The sequence below is a fragment of the Saccharopolyspora hattusasensis genome, from assembly GCF_050972075.1.
Lineage (GTDB): Bacteria > Actinomycetota > Actinomycetes > Mycobacteriales > Pseudonocardiaceae > Saccharopolyspora > Saccharopolyspora hattusasensis.
Genome location: NZ_JBPCDC010000001.1, coordinates 6,641,732 through 6,660,270, shown reverse-complemented (window position 1 = coordinate 6,660,270; position 18,539 = coordinate 6,641,732). Strand labels below are relative to the sequence as shown.

Sequence of the window (18,539 nt, the reverse complement as noted above, 5' to 3'; positions counted from 1 at the left end):
CGGGGTTCACGAGCCCCACACTCCAGCACGGAGCGTGTACCTGCATCGCGGTTTTTACGTACGCGAATACCTGGATTGACTCCATCAGGCTACGTCGGCCGCTTGATCCGTCACGATTAGTGACCCCGAGTTATTGACAGCATCCTAGCGGCCCATGTCACAGGCCCCGCACCGCAGGTCCACACCCGTCAGCGCCGGACAGTAAAGCCGCAGGTCAGAGGCCGTAGGCGCGTTGACTCGCCATGGCACCACGACACTCACGGGCACTGACCAGGCAAAACGCCCATACCGACTAGATCCGGCACAGGCTCCGGGACACGCGGCTGGACGCCTGCTTCGCCCGCAGCTCGCACACCTCCGCCTCCAGCTCACGCCTCGTCGACCTCCGGCGTCTCACCCGGCGCCAGCGCGGCCGGTGATGCCGAGCGTCAGCGGCATGGAGTTGAGGCGGGCCTGCAACCGGCCGTTTCGGCGTACCGGCGGTAGCGGCGGACCACGTTCTCCTGCGCGATGATCGCCGGCCCCGCGTCACCGCGGCGTTCGCCGTCGGCGAGGAACGCGGGCACGCCGTAGTCGTAGCCCATGTGCCCGTGGCTGTAGACGATCCAGCGGATCGGGGCGTGGGTGTGCTGCCGCAGGTCGGCGAGCGCGTCCGGTACGAGAGCGGCGTTCGGCCCGGTCGACCACCAGCAGCCCCTGGTCGGTTTCGACGTCCAGCTTCCGCGACTTAGCCATCCGCGTGCGGTACTCAACGGCCGCACGTGGGACGGATCTCCACCGCCGACGGGTTTTTCGAGGGCTGGCAGCAATCGGCGGGCCCATGCGCAAGCACGGGCCCGCCGGTGCGACCAGCAAGAGTTACACGACGATGTGGTCCCCGTGGCCGCCGATGCCGCCGCCACCGAATCCGTTACCACCGATGCCGGGCCCACCAGGACCACCGTGACCACCGTTGCCACCGGTCCCGCCGTTGCCGCCGTCACCACCGGTGCCGCCACCTTGGCCACCACCGGTGCCGCCGCCGTCACCACCGCCACCGCCGTTGATCACGATCGGGTTCCAGCCGCCGCCCCACGGGAACGTCGACATGACCGTGCGCGCGGGCAGGAACTCCACACGCTGGTCGCCGAGCTCCGCGGAGCTCAATGGTTCGCTGTTTTCGGGCACTTGATCCTCCCTCGTCCGAATGGGCCCGGATGCCGCGCGGAGATCGATGCCCAGCAAGGTCAAACCCCCAGATCCCCATCCCAACGCCCCAGATTCGTTGGCATCAGCACGGAGGGTAAGAGCATCCGCGATCCAGCGCAGCCCGAAAACCTCCGACGAGGAGAATCGCAAACGCGCAAACCGCCGACCAACGCAATCCGCCACGACATCGGCAACGCACTCCGGAGAGGCGGACGAGATCAATTCGGATCGACATCGTCTCCGCTCCGCGAACGGAGCGAGGTCGCAACCTTGTTCGGGAACTTCTCGCGGAAATTGTATTCCACTACGTCGCATCCCGTAATTTTCGGCGACCGCGAGCGTCGGGCGAATCCCTCGATGCGAAACGGCCCAGGCCTGGAGCGCGGGGCGGAGGCAACGCGACGTCGTCATCCTGAGGACGACGCGCACCGGCGTCATCAACGCCGGAGCCACGGCCCCGCCGCCCCCGGCTACGACTTACCGCACGAAGATGCTGTCCCCGTTGCCGCCGATGCCGCCGCCACCGACGCCGTTGCCGCCGATGCCGGGCCCACCAGGACCACCGTCACCGCCGCGACCAGGGGTCCCGCCGTTGCCGCCGTCGCCGCCGTCACCGCCGCCCTGGCCACCACCGGTGCCACCGCCATCGCCGCCACCGCCGCCGTTGATGACGATCGGGTTCCAGCCGCCACCCCACGGGAACGTCGACATAACCGTGCGCGCGGGCAGGAACTCCACACGCTGGCCATCGAGTTCCGCATCGCTAAACAGTCGAATCTCGTCGAACACTTATTTCCTCCTTCGTGACTGGGCCTGGAAGCCGCGCGAGGAGATCGATGCCGAAACAAGGTCCAAGTCCCCCAAGATCCCCATTCCAACGCCCCAGATTCGTTGGCATCCGAACGAATGTTAAGGGTCGTCGTCAATCCGTCGCATCTCGAAAATCTCCGCCAGCGGGAGCCAGAGGCGTCCCGTAATTTTCGGCGGCCGGGAGCGTCGGGCGAACCCGGTTCGGGCAAACCCGGCAATGCAAAACGGCCCAGACCCTGCGCTATGCGGAGATCCGCGGCGGAAACGACACGCCGCCGAATACCGGATGAAGATCGACTCGAACGGGCGGCGGTGGCGCGAACAGAGCACGCGCACGATCACCCGACATCACTCTTTCGAATTCCAGGAATGCCAGTCCTCCTGGCCTAAGCTCGGCGACTGTTTAGCCCAGCAGTGATCACATCGTGTAAAGGAGTTGCGTCGATGAGTAACCGTCCACGCCGGGCCGTTCCCGCCGAGGTGCCGAGCACGGCGCTCTCCGGCGGCAGTCACATCTCGGGAACGCGCTGGGTCGACCGGTGGCCGCTGCCCAGTGCCGCCATGCTCGCCGCGGCGTTCAGCCTCATCGCGGTCCAGCAGGCCGACGCCGCGGCGCCCACCTGCACCCGGACCCCCAACGGTTCCGGGGAGAACATCTACTGCAGCCGGGGTGTGCCGGCCGGGATGACGCTCGATGGCACCGACGGCAACGACCGGATCGTGCTCAACGGGGCGTTGGCGGGCACCATCAACGCGGGCGGTGGCGACGACACGATCATCATCACCGGTCGCAGCGGCGGCAACGGCGGCAAGGGCGGCAACGGATATCTCGGCTATCCCGGCGCCAGGAGCGGTGATCGAGGCGCCAACGGCGGCAAGAACGGTGGTAGCACCGGCGGTACGGCTGGCCTGAACGGTCTCGACGCCAGGAGCAGCGCGAGGGCCGGCGGCAGCGCAGGTGTCGGAGGCCCCGGCGGCAGCGGCGCCCCTGCGGTGACTTCCACCGGCATCATCAACGGCGGACCCGGGAACGACACGATCACCATCACCGGCGGCAAGGGCGGTACGGGCGGCGAAGGCGGCGACGGTGGTCCGGGCAGCACCAACCCCGCCGACGCGCGCGGCGGCGCGGGCGGCAACGGCGGCGCGGGCGGCATCGGCAACCTCGGCCGCATCTACCCCGGCGAAGGCAACAACAAGATCACCATCACCGGCGGCGACAACGGCGACGGCGGCGCAGGCGGCAACGGCGGCCCCGGCACGGCGGACACCCGCAGCGGAAACGGCGGTGTCGGGGGCAACGGCGGCGGTGGCCGCCACACCGACAACGGCAACGGCGGTGTCGGCAACGGCCCGACCGGCACGATCGTCAGCACCGGCGACGACGACATCACCGTGCAAGGCGGCAAGGGCGGCCGCGGCGGCACCGGTGGCAAGGGCGGTGACGGCGCGCCGAGCGCCAGCAGCTTCCGCATGGGCGTCGACGTGGAAGGCGACGGCGGGACCGGCGGCACCGGGGGCGGTGGCGGAGCCGCGAACACCGGCAACATCATGTCCGAGGGCGCCGGCAGGGCCACGGTCGACGTCCTCGACGGCGTCGGCGGTGACGGCGGCATCGGCGGCGACGGTGGCGACGGCGACGGCATCGGGAGCACGCCCGGACTCCAGGGCCAAGGCGGCCTGAACTCCATTGCGGACACCGGCGGCGTCGGTGGCACCGGCGGCCGCGGCGGCCACATCGGCACCACTGAGGATGCTCGGCGGAACCCCTGATGAGCGTCGCGAACCCGAACGAACCGTGGCGGCCCCGCGCTCCGCCGTCCCCTTCCCCCCGTCCGGTGGTCGATCGACGGTCGGACCCGGCACGATGCGCACACCTCCACGAGCGACGGAAAGCCGTTTGCCCGTAGGGGTGAACCGAAGTGCGTCAGGCGTTCGGTGCTTCTAGGTTCTGCCCGTGCGCCAGGAACGTGCCGCCGCGGCGCATCCAAGGGGTGGCCGAATCCCGGTTTTTCCCTGTTAATCCCCTCGAATCGCGAAGGAGCACCAGATGCCACAGACCTCTCGGTCGCTGAGCGCTGCCGAACTGGCGGACCAGCGCGTCGAGTTCCTCCCGGCGCGCACCGTCATGTCGACGTTCTGGCTCCCCTGGAGCGGCGAAGACGTGCTGGCCCCGTACTACCCGCCCGCGCACACCCAAACCGGAACCGTGTCCGGGGACGCCAATGTCACCACGACCGGTGACATCAACGGCGGCTCCGGCGGCACCGGCGGCGGCAACGGTGGCGGCCAGGGTGGCGGCAACGGCGGCAACGGCGGCAACGGCGGCATCGGCGGCGATGGCGGCGACGGCGGCGACGGCGGCGACGGCATCGGCGGCAACGGCTACGGCGGCCCCGGCTTCGGTGGCACCGGCGGCGGCAACCCCGGCTGACGTCGAGAGATGTGAGCAGTACGGCGTTCATGGCGAAGCACTGGCCAGCCACTGAACGCTCCACAGTCGGCGGGCGCGACCTCCTCCACCAGGGACGATGTCGCGCCCGTCGGCCATTTCCGGACCGGATTAATACCCTGGAGTCGCAATGGCAGCCCCGCACCAGGCCGGGTCGCCCCCGGCGGACGAGGACGTCGCGGGCCTGGCGGTGCCAGCGCTCGTGCCGGGCACCGAGCTGATCGGCCGCTACCAAGGTTCCGGGCATCGCGAAGCGCCGTACCTGGTCCGCCGGCCCGATGGTCAGATCTTGCAGCTGTCGCACCTGCTGTACCTGGTGGCGGCGGGGCTCGACGGGCGGCGCAGCTTCGCCGGACTCGCGACGCGCCTAAGCGACGAATCGGGCCGCGGCGTCACCCCCGGGCAGGTGTTCTTCCTCGTCGAGAACAGGTTGCGGCTCGCCGGGATCGTGGCGGCCGACTCCGAGACCGACCGTCCTCCCGAGGCGGCGCCGAAGGGGCGGGATCGGTTGCTGGCGTTGAAATTCCGCGTCGCGCTGGTGCCCGAGCACACCGTCGCGATCATCGCGCGCGTGTTCCAGCCGCTGTTCTGGCCGCCGGTGGTGGTCGTCGTCCTGTTGGCCTTCGTCGTCGCCGACGTCTTGTTGGCCGTGCACGGCGGCGCCGAGCAGGTGGTCGCGGGCGCGAAGGACCTGCTGAACCAGCCGGAGCAGATCCTGCTGGTGGTGGGCGTGCTGATCGTCGCCGGGATGTTCCACGAGTGCGGCCACGTCGCCGCCTGCCGGTACGGCGGCGCGCGGCCGGGCGCGATGGGCGTGGGCATCTACCTGGTGTGGCCCGCGATGTACAGCACGGTCACCGAGTCCTACCGCCTCAGCCGCGGCGGCCGGCTGCGCACCGATCTCGGCGGTCTCTACTTCAACGTGATCGCCATGCTCGTCATGATCGTCACCTACGCGCAGACCGGCTTCCCGTGGCTGCTGGCCGCGCTGCTGGCGTGGCAGGCGACGAGCGTCTGGCAACTGCTGCCGTCTATCCGCTTCGACGGCTATTACATCCTGAGCGATCTGGTGGGCGTTCCCGACCTGTTCGACCGGATGGGGCCGATCCTGCGCAGCCTGCTGCCGGGCCGCCGCCCGCACCTGCGCGTGCAGGAGTTGAAGCCGTGGGTCCGCCGGGTGATCACGGTCTGGGTGGTGCTGGTGATCCCGTTCATGGCGTACTGGATCGTCGCGTTCCTGGTCCTCGCGCCGTACGTGCTGCCGACCGTGTGGCAGGCGCTGGCCCTCCAGTGGAACGGCGTGGGCAGCTCGCTCCAGGCAGGCGACGCCGCCGGAGCCGCGGTCGGCGTGCTCCGGCTGGCCCTCCTGGTGCTGCCGTGGGCGGGCATCACCCTGGTCCTGACCAACCTGGCACGACAGTTCGTCCGATTTGTCGGCAGTTGGCGAGCCCGCCGCGCGCTAGAACGCAGTTAGCGCCGCTTCTCGGTGGACCCGCGGTGATCGCGTGGTCTCAATACGCGAGGATCCGACACGCCGACGTGAGTGCCGACGCCGGGCGCGACCGGTGTCCGGCAGAATGCTCGGTCGGATCTGGCGAAGTTCGCAGAGAAGGCGGAATTAGCATCGTGACGACTGTTCATCAGAAGATCGCCGAGGAGCTCGGCGTCCGCGAGCGCCAGGTGCAGTCAGCCGTCGAGCTTCTCGACGGCGGGGCGACTGTGCCATTCATCGCGCGCTACCGAAAGGAAGCGACCGGGGCCCTCGACGACGCCCAGTTGCGCACGCTCGAGGAGCGGTTGCGCTACCTGCGCGAGCTCGAAGAGCGGCGCACTACTGTGCTGGATTCCATCCGCTCGCAGGGCAAACTGACCGACGAGCTCGAAGCGCAGATCAACGGGGCGGACTCGAAGGCGCGGCTGGAGGACATCTACCTGCCGTACAAGCCCAAGCGCCGCACCAAGGCCCAGATCGCCATCGAGGCGGGCCTGGAACCGCTGGCCGACCAGCTGCTGTCGGACCCGAGCAACGACCCGCAGGAGACCGCGGCCGGTTTCGTGGACGCCGAGAAGGGCGTCGCCGACAGCCAGGCCGCGCTGGAGGGCGCGCGCTCGATCCTGGTCGAGCGGTTCTCCGAGGACGCCGACCTGATCGGCGAGCTGCGCGAGAAGGTGTGGACGCGCGGCCGGATGGTCTCCAAGGTGCGCGAGGGCAAGGAAGAGGAAGGCGCGAAGTTCGCCGACTACTTCGAGTTCTCCGAGGGGTTCGCGGACCTGCCATCGCACCGCATCCTGGCGCTGTTCCGTGGCGAGAACGAAGAGGCCCTGGAGCTGTCGCTGGAGCCCGACGACGGCGCGGAGCAGGTGGGCCCGACCGACTACGAGCTGCGAATCGCGCAGCAGTTCGGCATCGCCGACAAGAGCCGCCCGGCCGACCGCTGGCTGTCCGATGTGGTCCGCTGGGCGTGGCGGACCCGCGTCCTGACGCGGCTGAGCGTGGACATCCGGCTGCGGCTGCGGCAGAACGCCGAGGACGAGGCGGTCCGGGTGTTCGCGGCGAACCTGCGCGACCTGCTGCTGGCCGCGCCGGCCGGATCGCGCGCCACGATGGGTCTGGACCCGGGCTACCGGACCGGCGTGAAGGTCGCGGTCGTCGACGGCACCGGCAAGGTCGTCGCGACGGACACGATCTACCCGCACCAGCCGCAGCGGCAGTGGGACCAGGCGCTGGCGAAGCTCGCGACGCTGGCGAAGGCGCACCACGTGGACCTGATCGCGATCGGCAACGGCACGGCGTCGCGCGAAACGGACAAGCTGGCCGGCGACCTGATCAGCCAGAACCCGGACCTGAAGCTCACCAAGATCTCGGTGTCCGAGGCGGGCGCGTCGGTGTACTCGGCGTCGGCCTACGCGTCGCGCGAGCTGCCGGACCTGGACGTGTCGCTGCGCGGCGCGGTGTCGATCGCCCGGCGCCTGCAGGACCCGCTGGCGGAGCTGGTGAAGATCGACCCGAAGTCGATCGGCGTCGGCCAGTACCAGCACGACGTTTCGGAGACGAAGCTGTCGCGTTCCCTGGACGCGGTGGTCGAGGACTGCGTGAACGCGGTCGGCGTCGACGTGAACACGGCGTCGGCGCCGCTGCTGACCAGGGTGTCGGGCATCAGCGAGGGTCTGGCGGACAACATCGTCCATCACCGCGACACCAACGGCGCGTTCCGGACCCGCACGGCGCTCAAGGACGTGGCACGGCTTGGGCCGAAGGCGTTCGAGCAGTGCGCGGGCTTCCTGCGGATCCCGGACGGCGACGACCCGCTGGACTCGTCGGCGGTCCACCCGGAGGCCTACCCGGTGGTGCACCGCATCCTGGGCAGCACCGGCGGTGAAATGACCGGCCTGATCGGCAACGCCAGATTGCTGAAGTCGTTGCGGCCGCAGGACTTCGTGGACGACAGCTTCGGTCTGCCGACGGTGACGGACATCCTCGCGGAGCTCGACAAGCCGGGCCGCGACCCGCGACCGGAGTTCAAGACGGCGACGTTCGCGGACGGTGTCGAGAAGATCGCCGACCTGAAGCCGGGCATGACGCTGGAGGGCGTGGTCACGAATGTGGCGGCGTTCGGCGCGTTCGTGGACGTGGGTGTGCACCAGGATGGTTTGGTGCACGTGTCGGCGATGTCGAAGAACTTCGTCAGCGACCCACGCGACGTGGTGAAGTCCGGCGACATCGTCCGCGTGAAGGTCCTCGACGTCGACATCCCACGCAAGCGGATTTCGCTGACGCTGCGCCTGGACGACGAGCCGGGTGCCGGTGGCCGCCAGGACCGCGACACCGGCCGGGGCCAGGGCGGCGGCGGCCGTGGCCAAGGTGGCAGTCAGGGCGGCGGTCAGGGTCAGGGCGGTCAGGGTCGCGGCGGTGAGGGTCGCGGCGGTCAAGGCCGGGGCGGCCAGGGCCGCGGAGGCCAGCGCGGTCAGCGCAACGACGCGCCCGCCGGATCGATGGCCGACGCCCTCCGCCGGGCGGGCTTCGGCAAATAGGCGCGTTTCAGCTGGTCAGTGGTCGTGAGTGCGAAAGCGGGTCGTAGCCCGTTTTCGCACTCACGACCCCAGCACCGTCAGGGCTCGAACCGCCCGCACTTGACGGCGGTGACGAATAACCGCCACTGCTGAGCGGTCGTGGTGAAGTACCCGGCAGCCTGGTCCTTCGTGTCCCGAACCGCCGCGCCATACTCCGCCCGGCCGACCTCGACGCACGCGGTCTGCTGATGTGAACGGCTCGACTTTCGCCAGCCAGTAGGCTCTCGGGTCATGTCCTGCTCTCCATCTCCTCAGCCACCTTGGCGATGAGCTCGCCCGACTCAGCCGGACTCATCGTCAACTCGCGCAGCGTATCTGTAGCCGACCGATATGCGTCCGTTTGTTCTTGCTCGTAAAGGAACACCGCAGACGCGTACTGCTCCAGATGAACAATCGGATCCGCCTTCGGGAACTCAAACAGGATGTAGGAACCGAGCAGCGCGGGATGCCAGACATCGAGGTCAGCTGGGATCACCTGCACCGTTACGCTTGGCCACTCGGACATGCTCAGGATCCGCCGGAGTTGGTCAGCCATGACCTCCGGCCCGCCAATTGCAGTTCGCAGCGCGGTCTCCAGGACAAGGAACGTGAAGCGCGGGCCCTTCTTGCGAGTCAAGACGTCACGGCGTCCGATGCGCAGTGTCACTCGGGTTTCTAGATCGCTGGGCGGTGCTCCGACACCCGCACTCATCAGGGCACGTGCGTAGTCCGCTGTTTGAAGCAACCCAGAGATGACAAACGGCGAGACCTCCGTGATCTGCTTGGCAGTCTTCTCGAACTCGATCAGCGTGGTCAACTCGTGGTGCACGCCAGGAACACCAGGAGACATCCAGTTGGCCCGCTCGGCTCCACGTGCGAGCTCGATAACCCGTTCACGTTCGGCTTCTGGCACGCCGACGGCAGCAAGCACACTCGCCGCGAATTCGGGTGTGGCAACAGTCCTTCCACTCTCGCAACGAGACAGTTTCGAGTGATCCATACCAAGCCTACGCGCCAATTCTCGCACGCCTATGCCATATGCCTCTCGGGCTTTTCGCAGCTCAGCGCCGGCAATCCGCGCCTTTGGGCTTCCTCCAGTGGTGCGCGTCATGCACCAATCTTATCCTCCGACGCACCATTTTGGATCACCGAATAGTGGCATTGCGCAGGTAAAACGAACTGGTGCATGCTGGTGCACACCAGATGCACCAGCCTTTTTGACGGGGTCGCCGATGTATCCGTTTCATTGGGTGCCTGCTGCGGGGCGGCGGCATGCGAGCTTGGACGAAAGACCTTGCGGTTGCTCATATCCGCCCGGCACTCAGGTGACGACCTTGTGCCGCCAGGAGCTTTTGGCCGATAACAGCGAGTTGGCTTGGCTCTGGGAGACCTGCCCGGATTGCAACCGGGAGGCTCGGCGACTCGCCGGTGTCGGCCCGTGAGCCCGAAAACCGCCGCGCTGGCAATGTTCCTGCGCCGAACCCAATGGCTGCTCGACGACCTCGCGTTCCACGCGGGCGCAGGCCACCTCGACGCCGAGGACATCGACAAGACCGCCGCAGCCCTCGAAGAAGTCGTCCACTGAGGGAAACCGACCGACCACGGCCGCCCGACCAGAAGGAACCGCCTGATGACACCGCTGTGGACCGCCCTGTCCTGCATGTGCTCGATGCTCCTCGGCATGACCCTGATGTACGCCTACCGCAAGCGCCTCCCCCAACACACGGGAGCAGGAGAAGGCGCGACCAACGTCTGGCAACTGATCGAGCACGTGGAAGCCGAAGCGACCAGAAACGCCACCCCGACTGGGAAACACCATCTCCGAGAACCCCGGGAACCAACCGAACCATCCGCAGTGGACACGATCCCGATTCCCGGCCCCCAAGCACCCCCACCCCTGGAACTCCACCACCGAGTCCTGGAAGCCCTGCACCGGCTCTAGCCCCCAGAACCCGGCTCGATGCCACTTCCTCCGACCCCAGGCATCGAGCCGAGCCGCCGGGCGACGCACCGCCCCTCCCCGGCGCCGCCCGGCCGCACCCCAAACCAAGAATCCACAATGGATGCCTCGACTCGGCATTACTAGCGCTCGCCCGTGGACTGACCAACGTTGGTGGATTCCGTTTGCGAGACCTTGGGGTCAGGTGTGTTGTTGATGGCGATGGCGAGCACGCCGGTAGCTTCGACAGCAGCCACAATCGTCACTGCACCACTGATCGTAATCAGAAATTCGGTGCCGACTGCGGCCATCCGGATGCCCGCAGCGTCCAGGACCGCGGCACCCGCCCCGCCCTCGACGCGATACCAACGATCGGCGTCTTCAGCAGCGACGCGACGAAGGCGATGCCGGTGACCGCCGCAAGTTCGAGGCTCGGCTCCTCGACGATGTCGCCGATCTTGTTGTGGTGTTCTGGACTGCCAAGGCGTAGTCGCTACAACTGTTCGCCACAGCGCCACAAGCGATTGGGATCGCCGACAACAACGCTTCGTCACCGAAAGCGACGTGCTGCCAGAACAGTTCCAGGGCATCGAGGTCTTCAGCGATGTTGTTGCCGAGTCGCCCTCGTCGTGCGTGTCGGGCAGGGGCTCCGGGGTGACGGTCACGATCACCGGCTGCAGGGGCTCGGGCAGCGGGGGATGGTGCGCACGTCCTCGGCGACGCGGTCTGCCGCGGTGAGGATCACCCGGGGCGTTGTCCGGCGCGAGCTTGCCCTGCGTCTGCACGGTGGCGATTTCCCGGTTCAGCTCGGCGAGACTTGATCCGGCACCTGCGGTCTGGCGATTTCGCGCGAAATCGACGCTCGCCCTTCAGGCGAGGTGTCGATTTCGCGCGAAATCGCCGGGGCTCCCCGCACCAGCGCTACGCGGCGGGAAGCATCAGCCCTCGTTATCGGGTCCTCCGCCAGCTGCGGGAGCAGGTCGTGCAGCTCGCCGCGAATCTCGCGGAATTCCAGGCCGTGCTCGCGGACCATCCCGGCGAACTGCCGGTGCGCGGCGATGGCGACCGGATGGTCGGCATCCCGGATCCGGCACACTAACCCGGCGTACGGGGCGACATCGCCGCGCGATCCAATGGCGGTGATCAGAACTCGCACCGCGTTAGTATGTCCGACCACACCGACGCCGGTGGGCGGTACATCCGGCTCCGAGGCGGCAGCCCGGCACGACGGCGAACCGGCTAGACGAGTCGGGCGATCAGCAGATCGAGGCGGGCCTTGTGGTGGCTGGCGCGGAGCCGATCGCCGCAGGTCAGGGCGGCCAGGCCGTGCAAGACGCGCCAGAGCACCTCGGCGAGGGTTTGATCGCGATCGTCGGCCAGTGGTTCGAGCGCCGCGATGAACTCGCCGAACACCGCACGGCACCGACCCGCCAGGTCTCGACGGCTTAACCATCCGGATGAAGCGCGAAGGACACCTGCTGCCAACTCAATTGGCAGCCAACTCAATTGGCCAGAAGTGCCCTTCGCTCGGTTTCCGCCGCCCGGTGGGGCGGTGTGGCGGGTGGTTCAGGACTGCTGCGCGGGCACCGCTGCCGGTTGGGCGAACTGGTTGGCCGGGCGGCGGAGGCCGTAGTGATCGCGGAGGGTCCGGCCGGTGTACTCGGTGCGGAAAAGGCCTCGCCGGCGGAGGATCGGCACCACGTGGTCCACGAAGGACTCCAGACCCGATGGGAGCACCGCGGGCATCACGTTGAACCCGTCCGCCGCGCCGCAGGTGAACCAGTGCTCGATGGTGTCGGCGATCTGCTCGGGCGTGCCGGTGAACGTGCGGTGGCCGCGGCCGCCGCCGAGCCGGTGGATGATCTCCCGGACCGTCAGGTCTTCCCGCTTCGCGAGGTCGACCACCAGCGTGTACCGGCTCTTGGCGGTCTCGATCTGGTCCTCACCGGGCAGTTCTTCCGGCCGCAGCCGTCGGTCGAGGTCTTCCTCGGTCAGCTCGACGTCCAGCAGAGTGGCCAGCCGGTGCAGCGCGTAGCTGTGCACGATGTGGTCCTGCAGGTCCGATTCCAGCCTGCGAGCCTCGGCTTCGGTGGACCCGATGACCGGCACGATCCCTGGCAGGATCTTGATGTCGCCTGGGTCCCGGCCGTGCTGCTGAGCGCGTTCCTTCAGGTCGGCGTAGAACGCCTTGCCCTCGTCCAGGGTTTGCTGCGCGGTGAACACGGCCTCGGCAAACCGCCCGGCCACCGCCTTGCCGTCCTCCGAGGAACCGGCCTGCACCAGCAGCGGGTAGCCCTGCGGCGAGCGCGGTACATTCAGCGGCCCGCGAATCGTGAAGTGCTCGCCCCGGTGGTCGATGGCGTGCACCTTGCGGTCATCCGCCCACACCCCGGATTTGTCGTGCACCTCGGCATCGTCTTCCCAGCTGTCCCAGAGCTTCTGCGACACCTCGACGAACTCTTCCGCCCGCCGGTAGCGGGCGTGGTGCGACGGTAGCTCGTCCAGGTTGAAGTTGCGCGCCGCCTCCACCACCGCGTTGGTGACGATGTTCCAGCCCGCCCGGCCGCCGCTGACGTGGTCCAGCGACGCGAAGCGGCGGGCGAGGTTGTAGGGCTCGTTGTAGGTGGTGGAGGCGGTCGCGATCAGCCCGATCCTGCTGGTCGCCGTCGCCAGCGCGGTCAGCAGCACCGTAGGTTCCAGCGAGGTCGCCGGACGCTGGCCGACGTCGGCGCGCAGGGCCGGAGTGTCGGCCAGGAACACCGAGTCGAAGGTGCCGCGCTCGGCGATCCGCGCCAGGTTCACGTAGTGGTCCACGCCGATGCCGGCGGCCGGATCGCTCTCCGGCAGCCGCCACGCCGCCTCGTGGTGACCGACGTTCATCAGGAACGCGTTGAGGTGCAGCTTCCGTTCACCCATTGGAATTCTCCGAATCGTCTTCGGTCACTCCGAGCGCCGCGAGCAGGGCGTCCCGGTGGTCGATGAATCGCGGATCGCGGTGCGATCTCGGCACGGGCAGGTCGATTTCCCGGTTGACGGCGATGGTTCCGCCGTCCAGCACCAGCACCCGGTCGGCCAGCGTGATCGCCTCGTCGACGTCGTGCGTGACCAGCAGCACCGCCGGTCGGTGCCGGGCGCACAGCTCCCGCAGGAGCCGGTGCATCCGGATCCGGGTCAGCGCGTCGAGCGCGCCGAAAGGTTCGTCGGCGAGCAGGAGTTCGGGTTCCCGCACGAGCGAACGGGCTAGTGCGGCGCGCTGCTGCTCGCCTCCGGACAGCGCGTTGGGCCAGGAACGTTCGCGCCCGGCGAGCCCGACCTCGCTCAGGACCGCTCGACCCCGCTCTGCGGCGTCGGCACCGGACAAGCCCAGCGTGACGTTGTCGAGCACCCTGGCCCATGGCAGCAGCCGCGAGTCCTGGAAGACGACTGCGCGTTTCTCCGGGACGGTCGCCGACCCGCTGCCGGTGACGTCGTGGTCGAGCCCGGCCAGCGCGCGCAACAACGTGCTCTTGCCGGAACCGCTGCGCCCTAGCAGGGCCACGAACTCGCCGGGCGCGATGTCGAGGTCGATGCCCTCGAGCACCGCCCGATCACCGAACCGGCGCACCAGTCCGCGAACGCAGATTTGTCCACTGTGGATCTCGGTGGGTCGCTCGGTCAGCTGTCCAATGTTCGGCGCCATGACAGCACCCGTCCTTCCGCGAATCGCACAACTTCTCCCGGGTTCCTGACCCTGTTGCATGATGTCGCCTGAACCGGGTGATCTTGCTGGTGGTGCGGCGGTTCTCCGTGGGTGTGGTGCTCGTGGCTGGTAGTCGTTCACGACACTGTCCACTTGAGAGTGAGAAACGCATGCGGGCATTCCGGGTGAGGTTGCCGTCCGGCCAGCAGTATTGGACGGTACTGGATGAGGATCTGCAGGTGGTGGCCGTCGCCGATGACTTTCTGCGGCAGCAGCGGTTCGGTCGCGACGGGGCGGAGTCCACGACGAAGGCGTATGCGCATGCGATCGCGTTGTTCCTGCGGTGGTGTGCCCGCACGGGGCGGTCCTGGCAGGCCGGTATCGAACACATGGCGTTGTTCATGACCTGGCTGGCTCATGCCGGGCCGGACACCTCGAGCGCTGAGGCCTCCGGTAGCGGTGGGGTGGTGTTCGCGGGTCCTGGCGCCGCGCTGGCGCGGTCCCCGTCACGGATCAACGCGATCCTGACCGCGGTGCGGGGCTTGGTGGTGCACGCGGTCGCCGCCGGGCAGGCCTCGGCTGGTTTGGTGTCGCTGCTCTATGAGGTGGCCGACGACCGTGATCTGCCGGAGGCCGCTCGGGATGCGGAGGGGCGGATGGCGTGGCGGCTGCGAGCGCGGCATCGGTTGCGGGAGCCGGAAACCACGATCGATCGGGTCAGTGACGCCGAGATTGTCGCGCTGTTGCGGGCGTGCCGCTCGGCGCGGGACCGGCTGATCGTGTTGTTGATGGCTCGGGCAGGGCTGCGCCGTGGGGAGGTGTGCGGGCTGCGCCGCAGCGATGTCCACTTGCTGATGGATTCGCGTGCACTGGGGTGCGAGGTGTCTCGGTCGCATCTGCACGTGGTGCGCAGGGAGGACAATCCGAACGGGGCGTGGGCGAAGTCCCGCCGTCAGCGGGCGGTGCCGCTGGATTTCCTTGTCGTGCAGGCATTCGACACCTACGAGTTCGAACGCATGAGGGTGCCGCAGGCCAGGAACAGTGACCATGTGTTTGTCAATCTGTTCCGTGGCCGGCTCGGCGCGCCGATGCGTCCGGACGCGGTCGGGGAGCTGATGGCGGCGGCCTCTCGCCGGGCGGGGCTCGACGGGCCGGTCCGCGCGCACCAGTTGCGGCATGCCGCCGGCAGCAATTTCGCGGATGCCGGCGCCGGGATCGATGTGGTCGCCGACGTGTTGGGGCACGCTGCGGTCTCCTCGTCGAGTGTGTACGTGCATCCTGACCCGTCCCGCCTGCGGGCTGCGGTGGACGCGGTGCCCAGCCCGCGCGAGCAGGCGGAGGTGGGTCGGTGAGCACCGTCGTGGCGCGCGCCGTCGCGGTCGCCGAGGATGCGCGTGAGTTCCCGCACGTGTTGGGTGGGGTCAAGTTGGACGGCCCGGCGGCGCGCCTGGCCTCGATGGTGGAGCGCGACTTCCTGGATGAGGCGGGGTGGGACCCGGCGATGCGGGTGTTGTCTCCACCCGCGGAGCATCGGCTGCTGGGTAGGCGGGTCTGCCGGGCGCAGGGGTGTGAGGGCACCGCCCACAGCAGGTTCCGCGTGGTGTGTCACCGCTGTTCCACCCGGTTGACCGGGCTGGGGATGAGCGCCGAGGAGATCGCTGCTGCTGCGCAGCTGCCGGGAGAGCCTGCGCGGGCGGAGCGTTGCGCGGTGCCGGGATGCCAGTGCGTGCCGACGATGCGGCATGCGGTGTTGTGCGAACCGCACGCCAAGAAGTTCCGTGTCCGGCGGCCGCGGAGGTCGCTGGAGGAGTTCCTGGCTGATCCGCGGGTGCGACCTTTCCCGCCGATGCGGCCGTGCCAGGTGGCGGCGTGCACCCGGGCGGCGGACGGCGCGTGCGGCTACTGCAATACCCACTATCAGCGCTGGCGCGCGGCCCAGGGAAGCGACCCCGAGCTGGATCAGCGGGAGTGGCAGGCCATCGAATCGGGTGTGGCCGAGCCTGGGCAGGTGAACCTGCGAGCGCTGCCGGTTCGGGTGGCCGTGGAGGTGCTGTTCGGCATCCAGCAGCGTGTCCGTGGCGGGGCGCAGATCCCGCAGGTGAGTTTGCGGGTGCTCTGTGACACGCTGCGCCGTCAACAGGTCGGCTCGATCGAGGACGGTGAGGTTGTCCGCGATAAGCCGGTTCGGGTGTTGCTCACCGCGCTGACCCAGCATGTTCGTCGCGCGCTGGCTGACCCCGGTGTCGAGCAGGGCAAGGATGTCTGGGATTTGGCGATCTTCGGTCACCGCGGAACCCTGTCGTTCCTCGGGATCGGGCAGCCGTGGCTGCGCCGGTCCGTCAAGCGGTGGGCGGCCGAGCAACTGCCCCGCCACCGTGGCCGCGGCGCCGCCCGGGTCCGCAGCAAGGTCAACGCGCTGGGGCTGCTCTCGGAGTATCTCGGCTGCCGATCGGACCGTGGGGGCGATCCTGCCGCGCTGGGCCGCCGGGACGTCGAGGGATTCCTCAATCGGCTGGCCTACCTGGAATCCAGCGATCAGATCAGCCGCTACCGCCGGAACTGCCTCTGCCGCGACGTGCGGGCGGTCCTGGCCGGGATCCGCGCCCTGGGCCTGACCCGGCCCGGTCAGCCCGCGGCGGGGCTGCCCGGCGATTTCGCCCTCGGGCGTAGTGACATCCCGGCCGAACCCGAGCGCGGTGAGCCCGGCCGGGACCTGCCGCCGGAGATCATGGCCACGTTGTGCGCCAACCTCGCCACCCTCGAGCCCGTCGATGTCAGGGTTGCCGCCCAGCTCGGTATCGACACCGGACGCAGGCCCGAAGACATCCTCGGCCTGCCGCTGGACTGCCTGGACCGCGACAAGGACGGTGGCCCCGTATTGGTCTATGACAACCACAAGGCCGACCGGCTGGGCCGGCGTCTGCCGATCAGCCAGGCCACCGCCGCGGTGATCACCGAGCAGCAAGACCGGGTTCGGGCCCGCTTCCCCGCTATCCCACCGGCCCGGCTGGTACTGCTGCCCTCACCACGCCGTAATCCCGACGGGCGCAAGGCGATCAGCATCGACATGCTGGACAACCGCCACCGCGAATGGGTTGATGCGCTGCCGATGCTGCGCACCCGCGAGGGCGCCGAGTTCGACAAGACCAAGATCACCCCATATGCCTGGCGGCATTCTTATGCCCAGCGCCATGCCGATGCAGGGGTGCCGATCGACGTGCTGGCTGAGCTACTTGATCACCGGGACTGGGGCGCGACTCGGCGCTACTACCGCATCGGGGAAGATCGGCGCCGCGCCGCCGTTGACGCGGTCACCGCGCTCAGCTTCGACCGGCACGGCAACCGGATCTGGCGTGACGCGCAGTCCTTTTTGGACTCTGAACATGCTCGCTACGCGATCGGGGAAGTTGCCGTGCCCTACGGCACCTGCAGCGAACCATCCAACGTGCAGGCCGGGGGCGGAGCCTGCCCGGTGCGCTTCCGATGTGTTGGCTGTTCCCACTTCCGGACAACGGTTGCGCACCTGCCCGACCTACAGGCCTACCTCGACGACCTGCTGCACACCCGTGAGCGGCTGGCCGCCACCGTCGACGGGGTCGACGAGTGGGCCCGCCTCGACGCCACCCCCACGCAAGAGGAAATCACCCGGATCCGGCAGCTGATCAACCGCATCAACGGTGACCTCGCCGACCTGGACCAGACCGAGCAAGCCCGCATCCACGACGCGGTCGCGGTGGTGCGCCGTCACCGCGCCGCGCACGCCGTTGCCCTCGGCATGCCCACCGCCCGGACCGCCGCAGTCCCGGCGCCGGCTACCACCGCGGAGGCCACCGCATGACCGCCACGACGAGCCAGCCAGTCAACACCATGCCGGCAAGCAGGAGAACCCAAGCGATGCGCGACGGTCGTCACGCCGACACCGCACGTCGTCGACAACGCGTCCTGGCCGCCCTCGACCGCGCCGTCGCCGAGGGCTCCGAGCTCGGCGCATCCGCCATCGCCCGCGCCGCGGGCGTCGATCGCAGTTTTCTCTACCGACACCGTGACCTGCTGGAGAAGATCCACGCCGCCGACGCCGAGCCACCTGCCACCGACGAGGGCACCGGGCCAGCGGTCACCCGGGCCTCGCTGCAAGCCGATCTGCTCGCCGCGCACGAACGCGCCGCCCGCCTCAACACACGAGTTCAACACCTCGAGAAGCGGCTCTCCGAGGCCCTCGGGGAGCAGGCCTGGCGCGAATCCGGACTCGGCACCCCAACCGACATCGACGCCCTCCACCAGCAGATCACCCACCTCGAACAACAGGTCGTCGACCTACGCCTGCAACTCGCCGAACGCGACGAGGACCTCGAAGCCGCCCGCGCCGCCAACCGCGAACTCATGACCCGCCTCAACGCCCCCAACACCAACAGGTGAACAAC

20 protein-coding genes are annotated in these 18,539 nt (G+C 68.7%); 10 read left to right on the top strand and 10 right to left on the bottom strand.

Translation table 11 applies throughout. From position 1 onward, the window contains the following. Positions 1–428 precede the first annotated feature (428 nt). From ACRXBZ_RS32045 to ACRXBZ_RS32035, 3 genes are all read right to left on the bottom strand, one after another. Positions 429–752: an MBL fold metallo-hydrolase gene (locus ACRXBZ_RS32045; protein ID WP_433882223.1), complete on the bottom strand. Its 324-nt coding sequence runs from the start codon at positions 750–752 to the stop codon at positions 429–431. A 106-nt stretch (positions 753–858) separates the two neighbouring features. Further along, a complete protein-coding gene (locus ACRXBZ_RS32040) occupies positions 859–1,167 on the bottom strand; it encodes a hypothetical protein (RefSeq protein WP_433882222.1) in 309 nt (102 codons plus the stop codon). Between the two features lie 498 nt (positions 1,168–1,665). After that, on the bottom strand, positions 1,666–1,977 hold the full coding sequence (locus tag ACRXBZ_RS32035) for a hypothetical protein (protein ID WP_433882221.1): 312 nt from the start codon (positions 1,975–1,977) through the stop codon (positions 1,666–1,668). Between the two features lie 465 nt (positions 1,978–2,442). Between ACRXBZ_RS32035 and ACRXBZ_RS32030 the strand changes: the two genes are divergently transcribed. The 4 genes from ACRXBZ_RS32030 to ACRXBZ_RS32015 all read left to right on the top strand — a co-directional run bounded on the left by ACRXBZ_RS32030 (position 2,443) and on the right by ACRXBZ_RS32015 (position 8,482). Further along, on the top strand, positions 2,443–3,771 hold the full coding sequence (locus ACRXBZ_RS32030; protein ID WP_433882220.1) for a hypothetical protein: 1,329 nt from the start codon (positions 2,443–2,445) through the stop codon (positions 3,769–3,771). A gap of 277 nt (positions 3,772–4,048) precedes the next feature. After that, on the top strand, positions 4,049–4,432 hold the full coding sequence (locus ACRXBZ_RS32025; RefSeq protein ID WP_210435051.1) for a hypothetical protein: 384 nt from the start codon (positions 4,049–4,051) through the stop codon (positions 4,430–4,432). A gap of 148 nt (positions 4,433–4,580) precedes the next feature. After that, complete coding sequence (locus ACRXBZ_RS32020; protein WP_433882219.1) at positions 4,581–5,924, top strand: hypothetical protein; 1,344 nt, start codon at positions 4,581–4,583, stop codon at positions 5,922–5,924. 149 nt (positions 5,925–6,073) lie between these two features. After that, positions 6,074–8,482 carry a Tex family protein gene (locus ACRXBZ_RS32015; protein ID WP_433884038.1) on the top strand — a complete coding sequence of 803 codons (2,409 nt, stop codon included), beginning with the start codon at positions 6,074–6,076 and terminating at the stop codon, positions 8,480–8,482. Between the two features lie 77 nt (positions 8,483–8,559). Here the strand turns inward: ACRXBZ_RS32015 and ACRXBZ_RS32010 are convergent, their stop codons facing one another. Next, positions 8,560–8,754, bottom strand: a complete 195-nt coding sequence (locus tag ACRXBZ_RS32010) for a DUF397 domain-containing protein (protein WP_433882218.1) — start codon at positions 8,752–8,754, stop codon at positions 8,560–8,562. After that, positions 8,751–9,611 carry a helix-turn-helix domain-containing protein gene (locus tag ACRXBZ_RS32005; RefSeq protein ID WP_433882217.1) on the bottom strand — a complete coding sequence of 287 codons (861 nt, stop codon included), beginning with the start codon at positions 9,609–9,611 and terminating at the stop codon, positions 8,751–8,753. Before ACRXBZ_RS32005 ends, ACRXBZ_RS32010 begins: the two co-directional genes overlap by 4 nt. On the opposite strand from ACRXBZ_RS32005, the gene ACRXBZ_RS32000 reads away from it, so the two are divergent. The 3 genes from ACRXBZ_RS32000 to ACRXBZ_RS31990 are packed head-to-tail and all read left to right on the top strand — an operon-like array spanning position 9,532 to position 10,442. Then, a complete protein-coding gene (locus ACRXBZ_RS32000) occupies positions 9,532–9,942 on the top strand; it encodes an HC3 family zinc finger protein (RefSeq protein WP_433882216.1) in 411 nt (136 codons plus the stop codon). The genes ACRXBZ_RS32005 and ACRXBZ_RS32000 overlap by 80 nt on opposite strands. Then, the gene (locus tag ACRXBZ_RS31995; RefSeq protein WP_433882215.1) at positions 9,939–10,085 is read left to right on the top strand and encodes a hypothetical protein; all 147 of its coding nucleotides are present in this window, start codon (positions 9,939–9,941) and stop codon (positions 10,083–10,085) included. The genes ACRXBZ_RS32000 and ACRXBZ_RS31995 overlap by 4 nt, the downstream gene beginning before the upstream one ends. Positions 10,086–10,130: 45 nt before the next feature. After that, positions 10,131–10,442 (top strand): hypothetical protein, encoded by a 312-nt coding sequence (locus tag ACRXBZ_RS31990; protein ID WP_433882214.1) that lies wholly within the window; start codon positions 10,131–10,133, stop codon positions 10,440–10,442. A 140-nt stretch (positions 10,443–10,582) separates the two neighbouring features. Here ACRXBZ_RS31990 and ACRXBZ_RS31985 read toward each other — a convergent pair whose 3' ends face one another. The 5 genes from ACRXBZ_RS31985 to ACRXBZ_RS31965 form a co-directional block, all read right to left on the bottom strand. Next, positions 10,583–11,110: a hypothetical protein gene (locus ACRXBZ_RS31985; protein ID WP_433882213.1), complete on the bottom strand. Its 528-nt coding sequence runs from the start codon at positions 11,108–11,110 to the stop codon at positions 10,583–10,585. 131 nt (positions 11,111–11,241) lie between these two features. Then, entirely contained in the window at positions 11,242–11,616 is a 375-nt protein-coding gene (locus tag ACRXBZ_RS31980; RefSeq protein WP_433882212.1) for a glycosyltransferase, read from the bottom strand. 62 nt (positions 11,617–11,678) lie between these two features. Then, the gene (locus tag ACRXBZ_RS31975) at positions 11,679–11,852 is read right to left on the bottom strand and encodes a hypothetical protein (protein ID WP_433882211.1); all 174 of its coding nucleotides are present in this window, start codon (positions 11,850–11,852) and stop codon (positions 11,679–11,681) included. A 153-nt stretch (positions 11,853–12,005) separates the two neighbouring features. Then, the gene (locus ACRXBZ_RS31970) at positions 12,006–13,355 is read right to left on the bottom strand and encodes an LLM class flavin-dependent oxidoreductase (RefSeq protein WP_433882210.1); all 1,350 of its coding nucleotides are present in this window, start codon (positions 13,353–13,355) and stop codon (positions 12,006–12,008) included. Continuing rightward, positions 13,348–14,118, bottom strand: coding sequence for an ABC transporter ATP-binding protein (locus ACRXBZ_RS31965; RefSeq protein ID WP_433882209.1), 771 nt, complete (start codon positions 14,116–14,118; stop codon positions 13,348–13,350). Before ACRXBZ_RS31965 ends, ACRXBZ_RS31970 begins: the two co-directional genes overlap by 8 nt. A 170-nt stretch (positions 14,119–14,288) precedes the next feature. Here ACRXBZ_RS31965 and ACRXBZ_RS31960 point away from each other — a divergent pair, with 170 nt between their 5' ends. Genes ACRXBZ_RS31960 through ACRXBZ_RS31950 form a run of 3 tightly spaced genes read left to right on the top strand, consistent with a single transcriptional unit; the run spans position 14,289 to position 18,534 of the window. Continuing rightward, on the top strand, positions 14,289–15,470 hold the full coding sequence (locus tag ACRXBZ_RS31960; RefSeq protein WP_433882208.1) for a tyrosine-type recombinase/integrase: 1,182 nt from the start codon (positions 14,289–14,291) through the stop codon (positions 15,468–15,470). Continuing rightward, positions 15,467–17,956 (top strand): tyrosine-type recombinase/integrase, encoded by a 2,490-nt coding sequence (locus ACRXBZ_RS31955; RefSeq protein ID WP_433882207.1) that lies wholly within the window; start codon positions 15,467–15,469, stop codon positions 17,954–17,956. Before ACRXBZ_RS31960 ends, ACRXBZ_RS31955 begins: the two co-directional genes overlap by 4 nt. Then, a complete protein-coding gene (locus ACRXBZ_RS31950) occupies positions 17,953–18,534 on the top strand; it encodes a hypothetical protein (RefSeq protein WP_433882206.1) in 582 nt (193 codons plus the stop codon). The genes ACRXBZ_RS31955 and ACRXBZ_RS31950 overlap by 4 nt, the downstream gene beginning before the upstream one ends. Positions 18,535–18,539: the final 5 nt, after the last annotated feature.

Coding starts and splice junctions, on each gene's coding strand:
- ACRXBZ_RS32030 (WP_433882220.1), top strand. CDS start 2,443: ATGAGTAACCGTCCACGCCGGGCCGTTCCCGCCGAGGTGCCGAGCACG.
- ACRXBZ_RS32025 (WP_210435051.1), top strand. CDS start 4,049: ATGCCACAGACCTCTCGGTCGCTGAGCGCTGCCGAACTGGCGGACCAG.
- ACRXBZ_RS32020 (WP_433882219.1), top strand. CDS start 4,581: ATGGCAGCCCCGCACCAGGCCGGGTCGCCCCCGGCGGACGAGGACGTC.
- ACRXBZ_RS32010 (WP_433882218.1), bottom strand. CDS start 8,754: ATGACCCGAGAGCCTACTGGCTGGCGAAAGTCGAGCCGTTCACATCAG.
- ACRXBZ_RS32000 (WP_433882216.1), top strand. CDS start 9,532: ATGCCATATGCCTCTCGGGCTTTTCGCAGCTCAGCGCCGGCAATCCGC.
- ACRXBZ_RS32005 (WP_433882217.1), bottom strand. CDS start 9,611: ATGACGCGCACCACTGGAGGAAGCCCAAAGGCGCGGATTGCCGGCGCT.
- ACRXBZ_RS31990 (WP_433882214.1), top strand. CDS start 10,131: ATGACACCGCTGTGGACCGCCCTGTCCTGCATGTGCTCGATGCTCCTC.
- ACRXBZ_RS31970 (WP_433882210.1), bottom strand. CDS start 13,355: ATGGGTGAACGGAAGCTGCACCTCAACGCGTTCCTGATGAACGTCGGT.
- ACRXBZ_RS31965 (WP_433882209.1), bottom strand. CDS start 14,118: ATGGCGCCGAACATTGGACAGCTGACCGAGCGACCCACCGAGATCCAC.
- ACRXBZ_RS31960 (WP_433882208.1), top strand. CDS start 14,289: ATGCGGGCATTCCGGGTGAGGTTGCCGTCCGGCCAGCAGTATTGGACG.
- ACRXBZ_RS31950 (WP_433882206.1), top strand. CDS start 17,953: ATGACCGCCACGACGAGCCAGCCAGTCAACACCATGCCGGCAAGCAGG.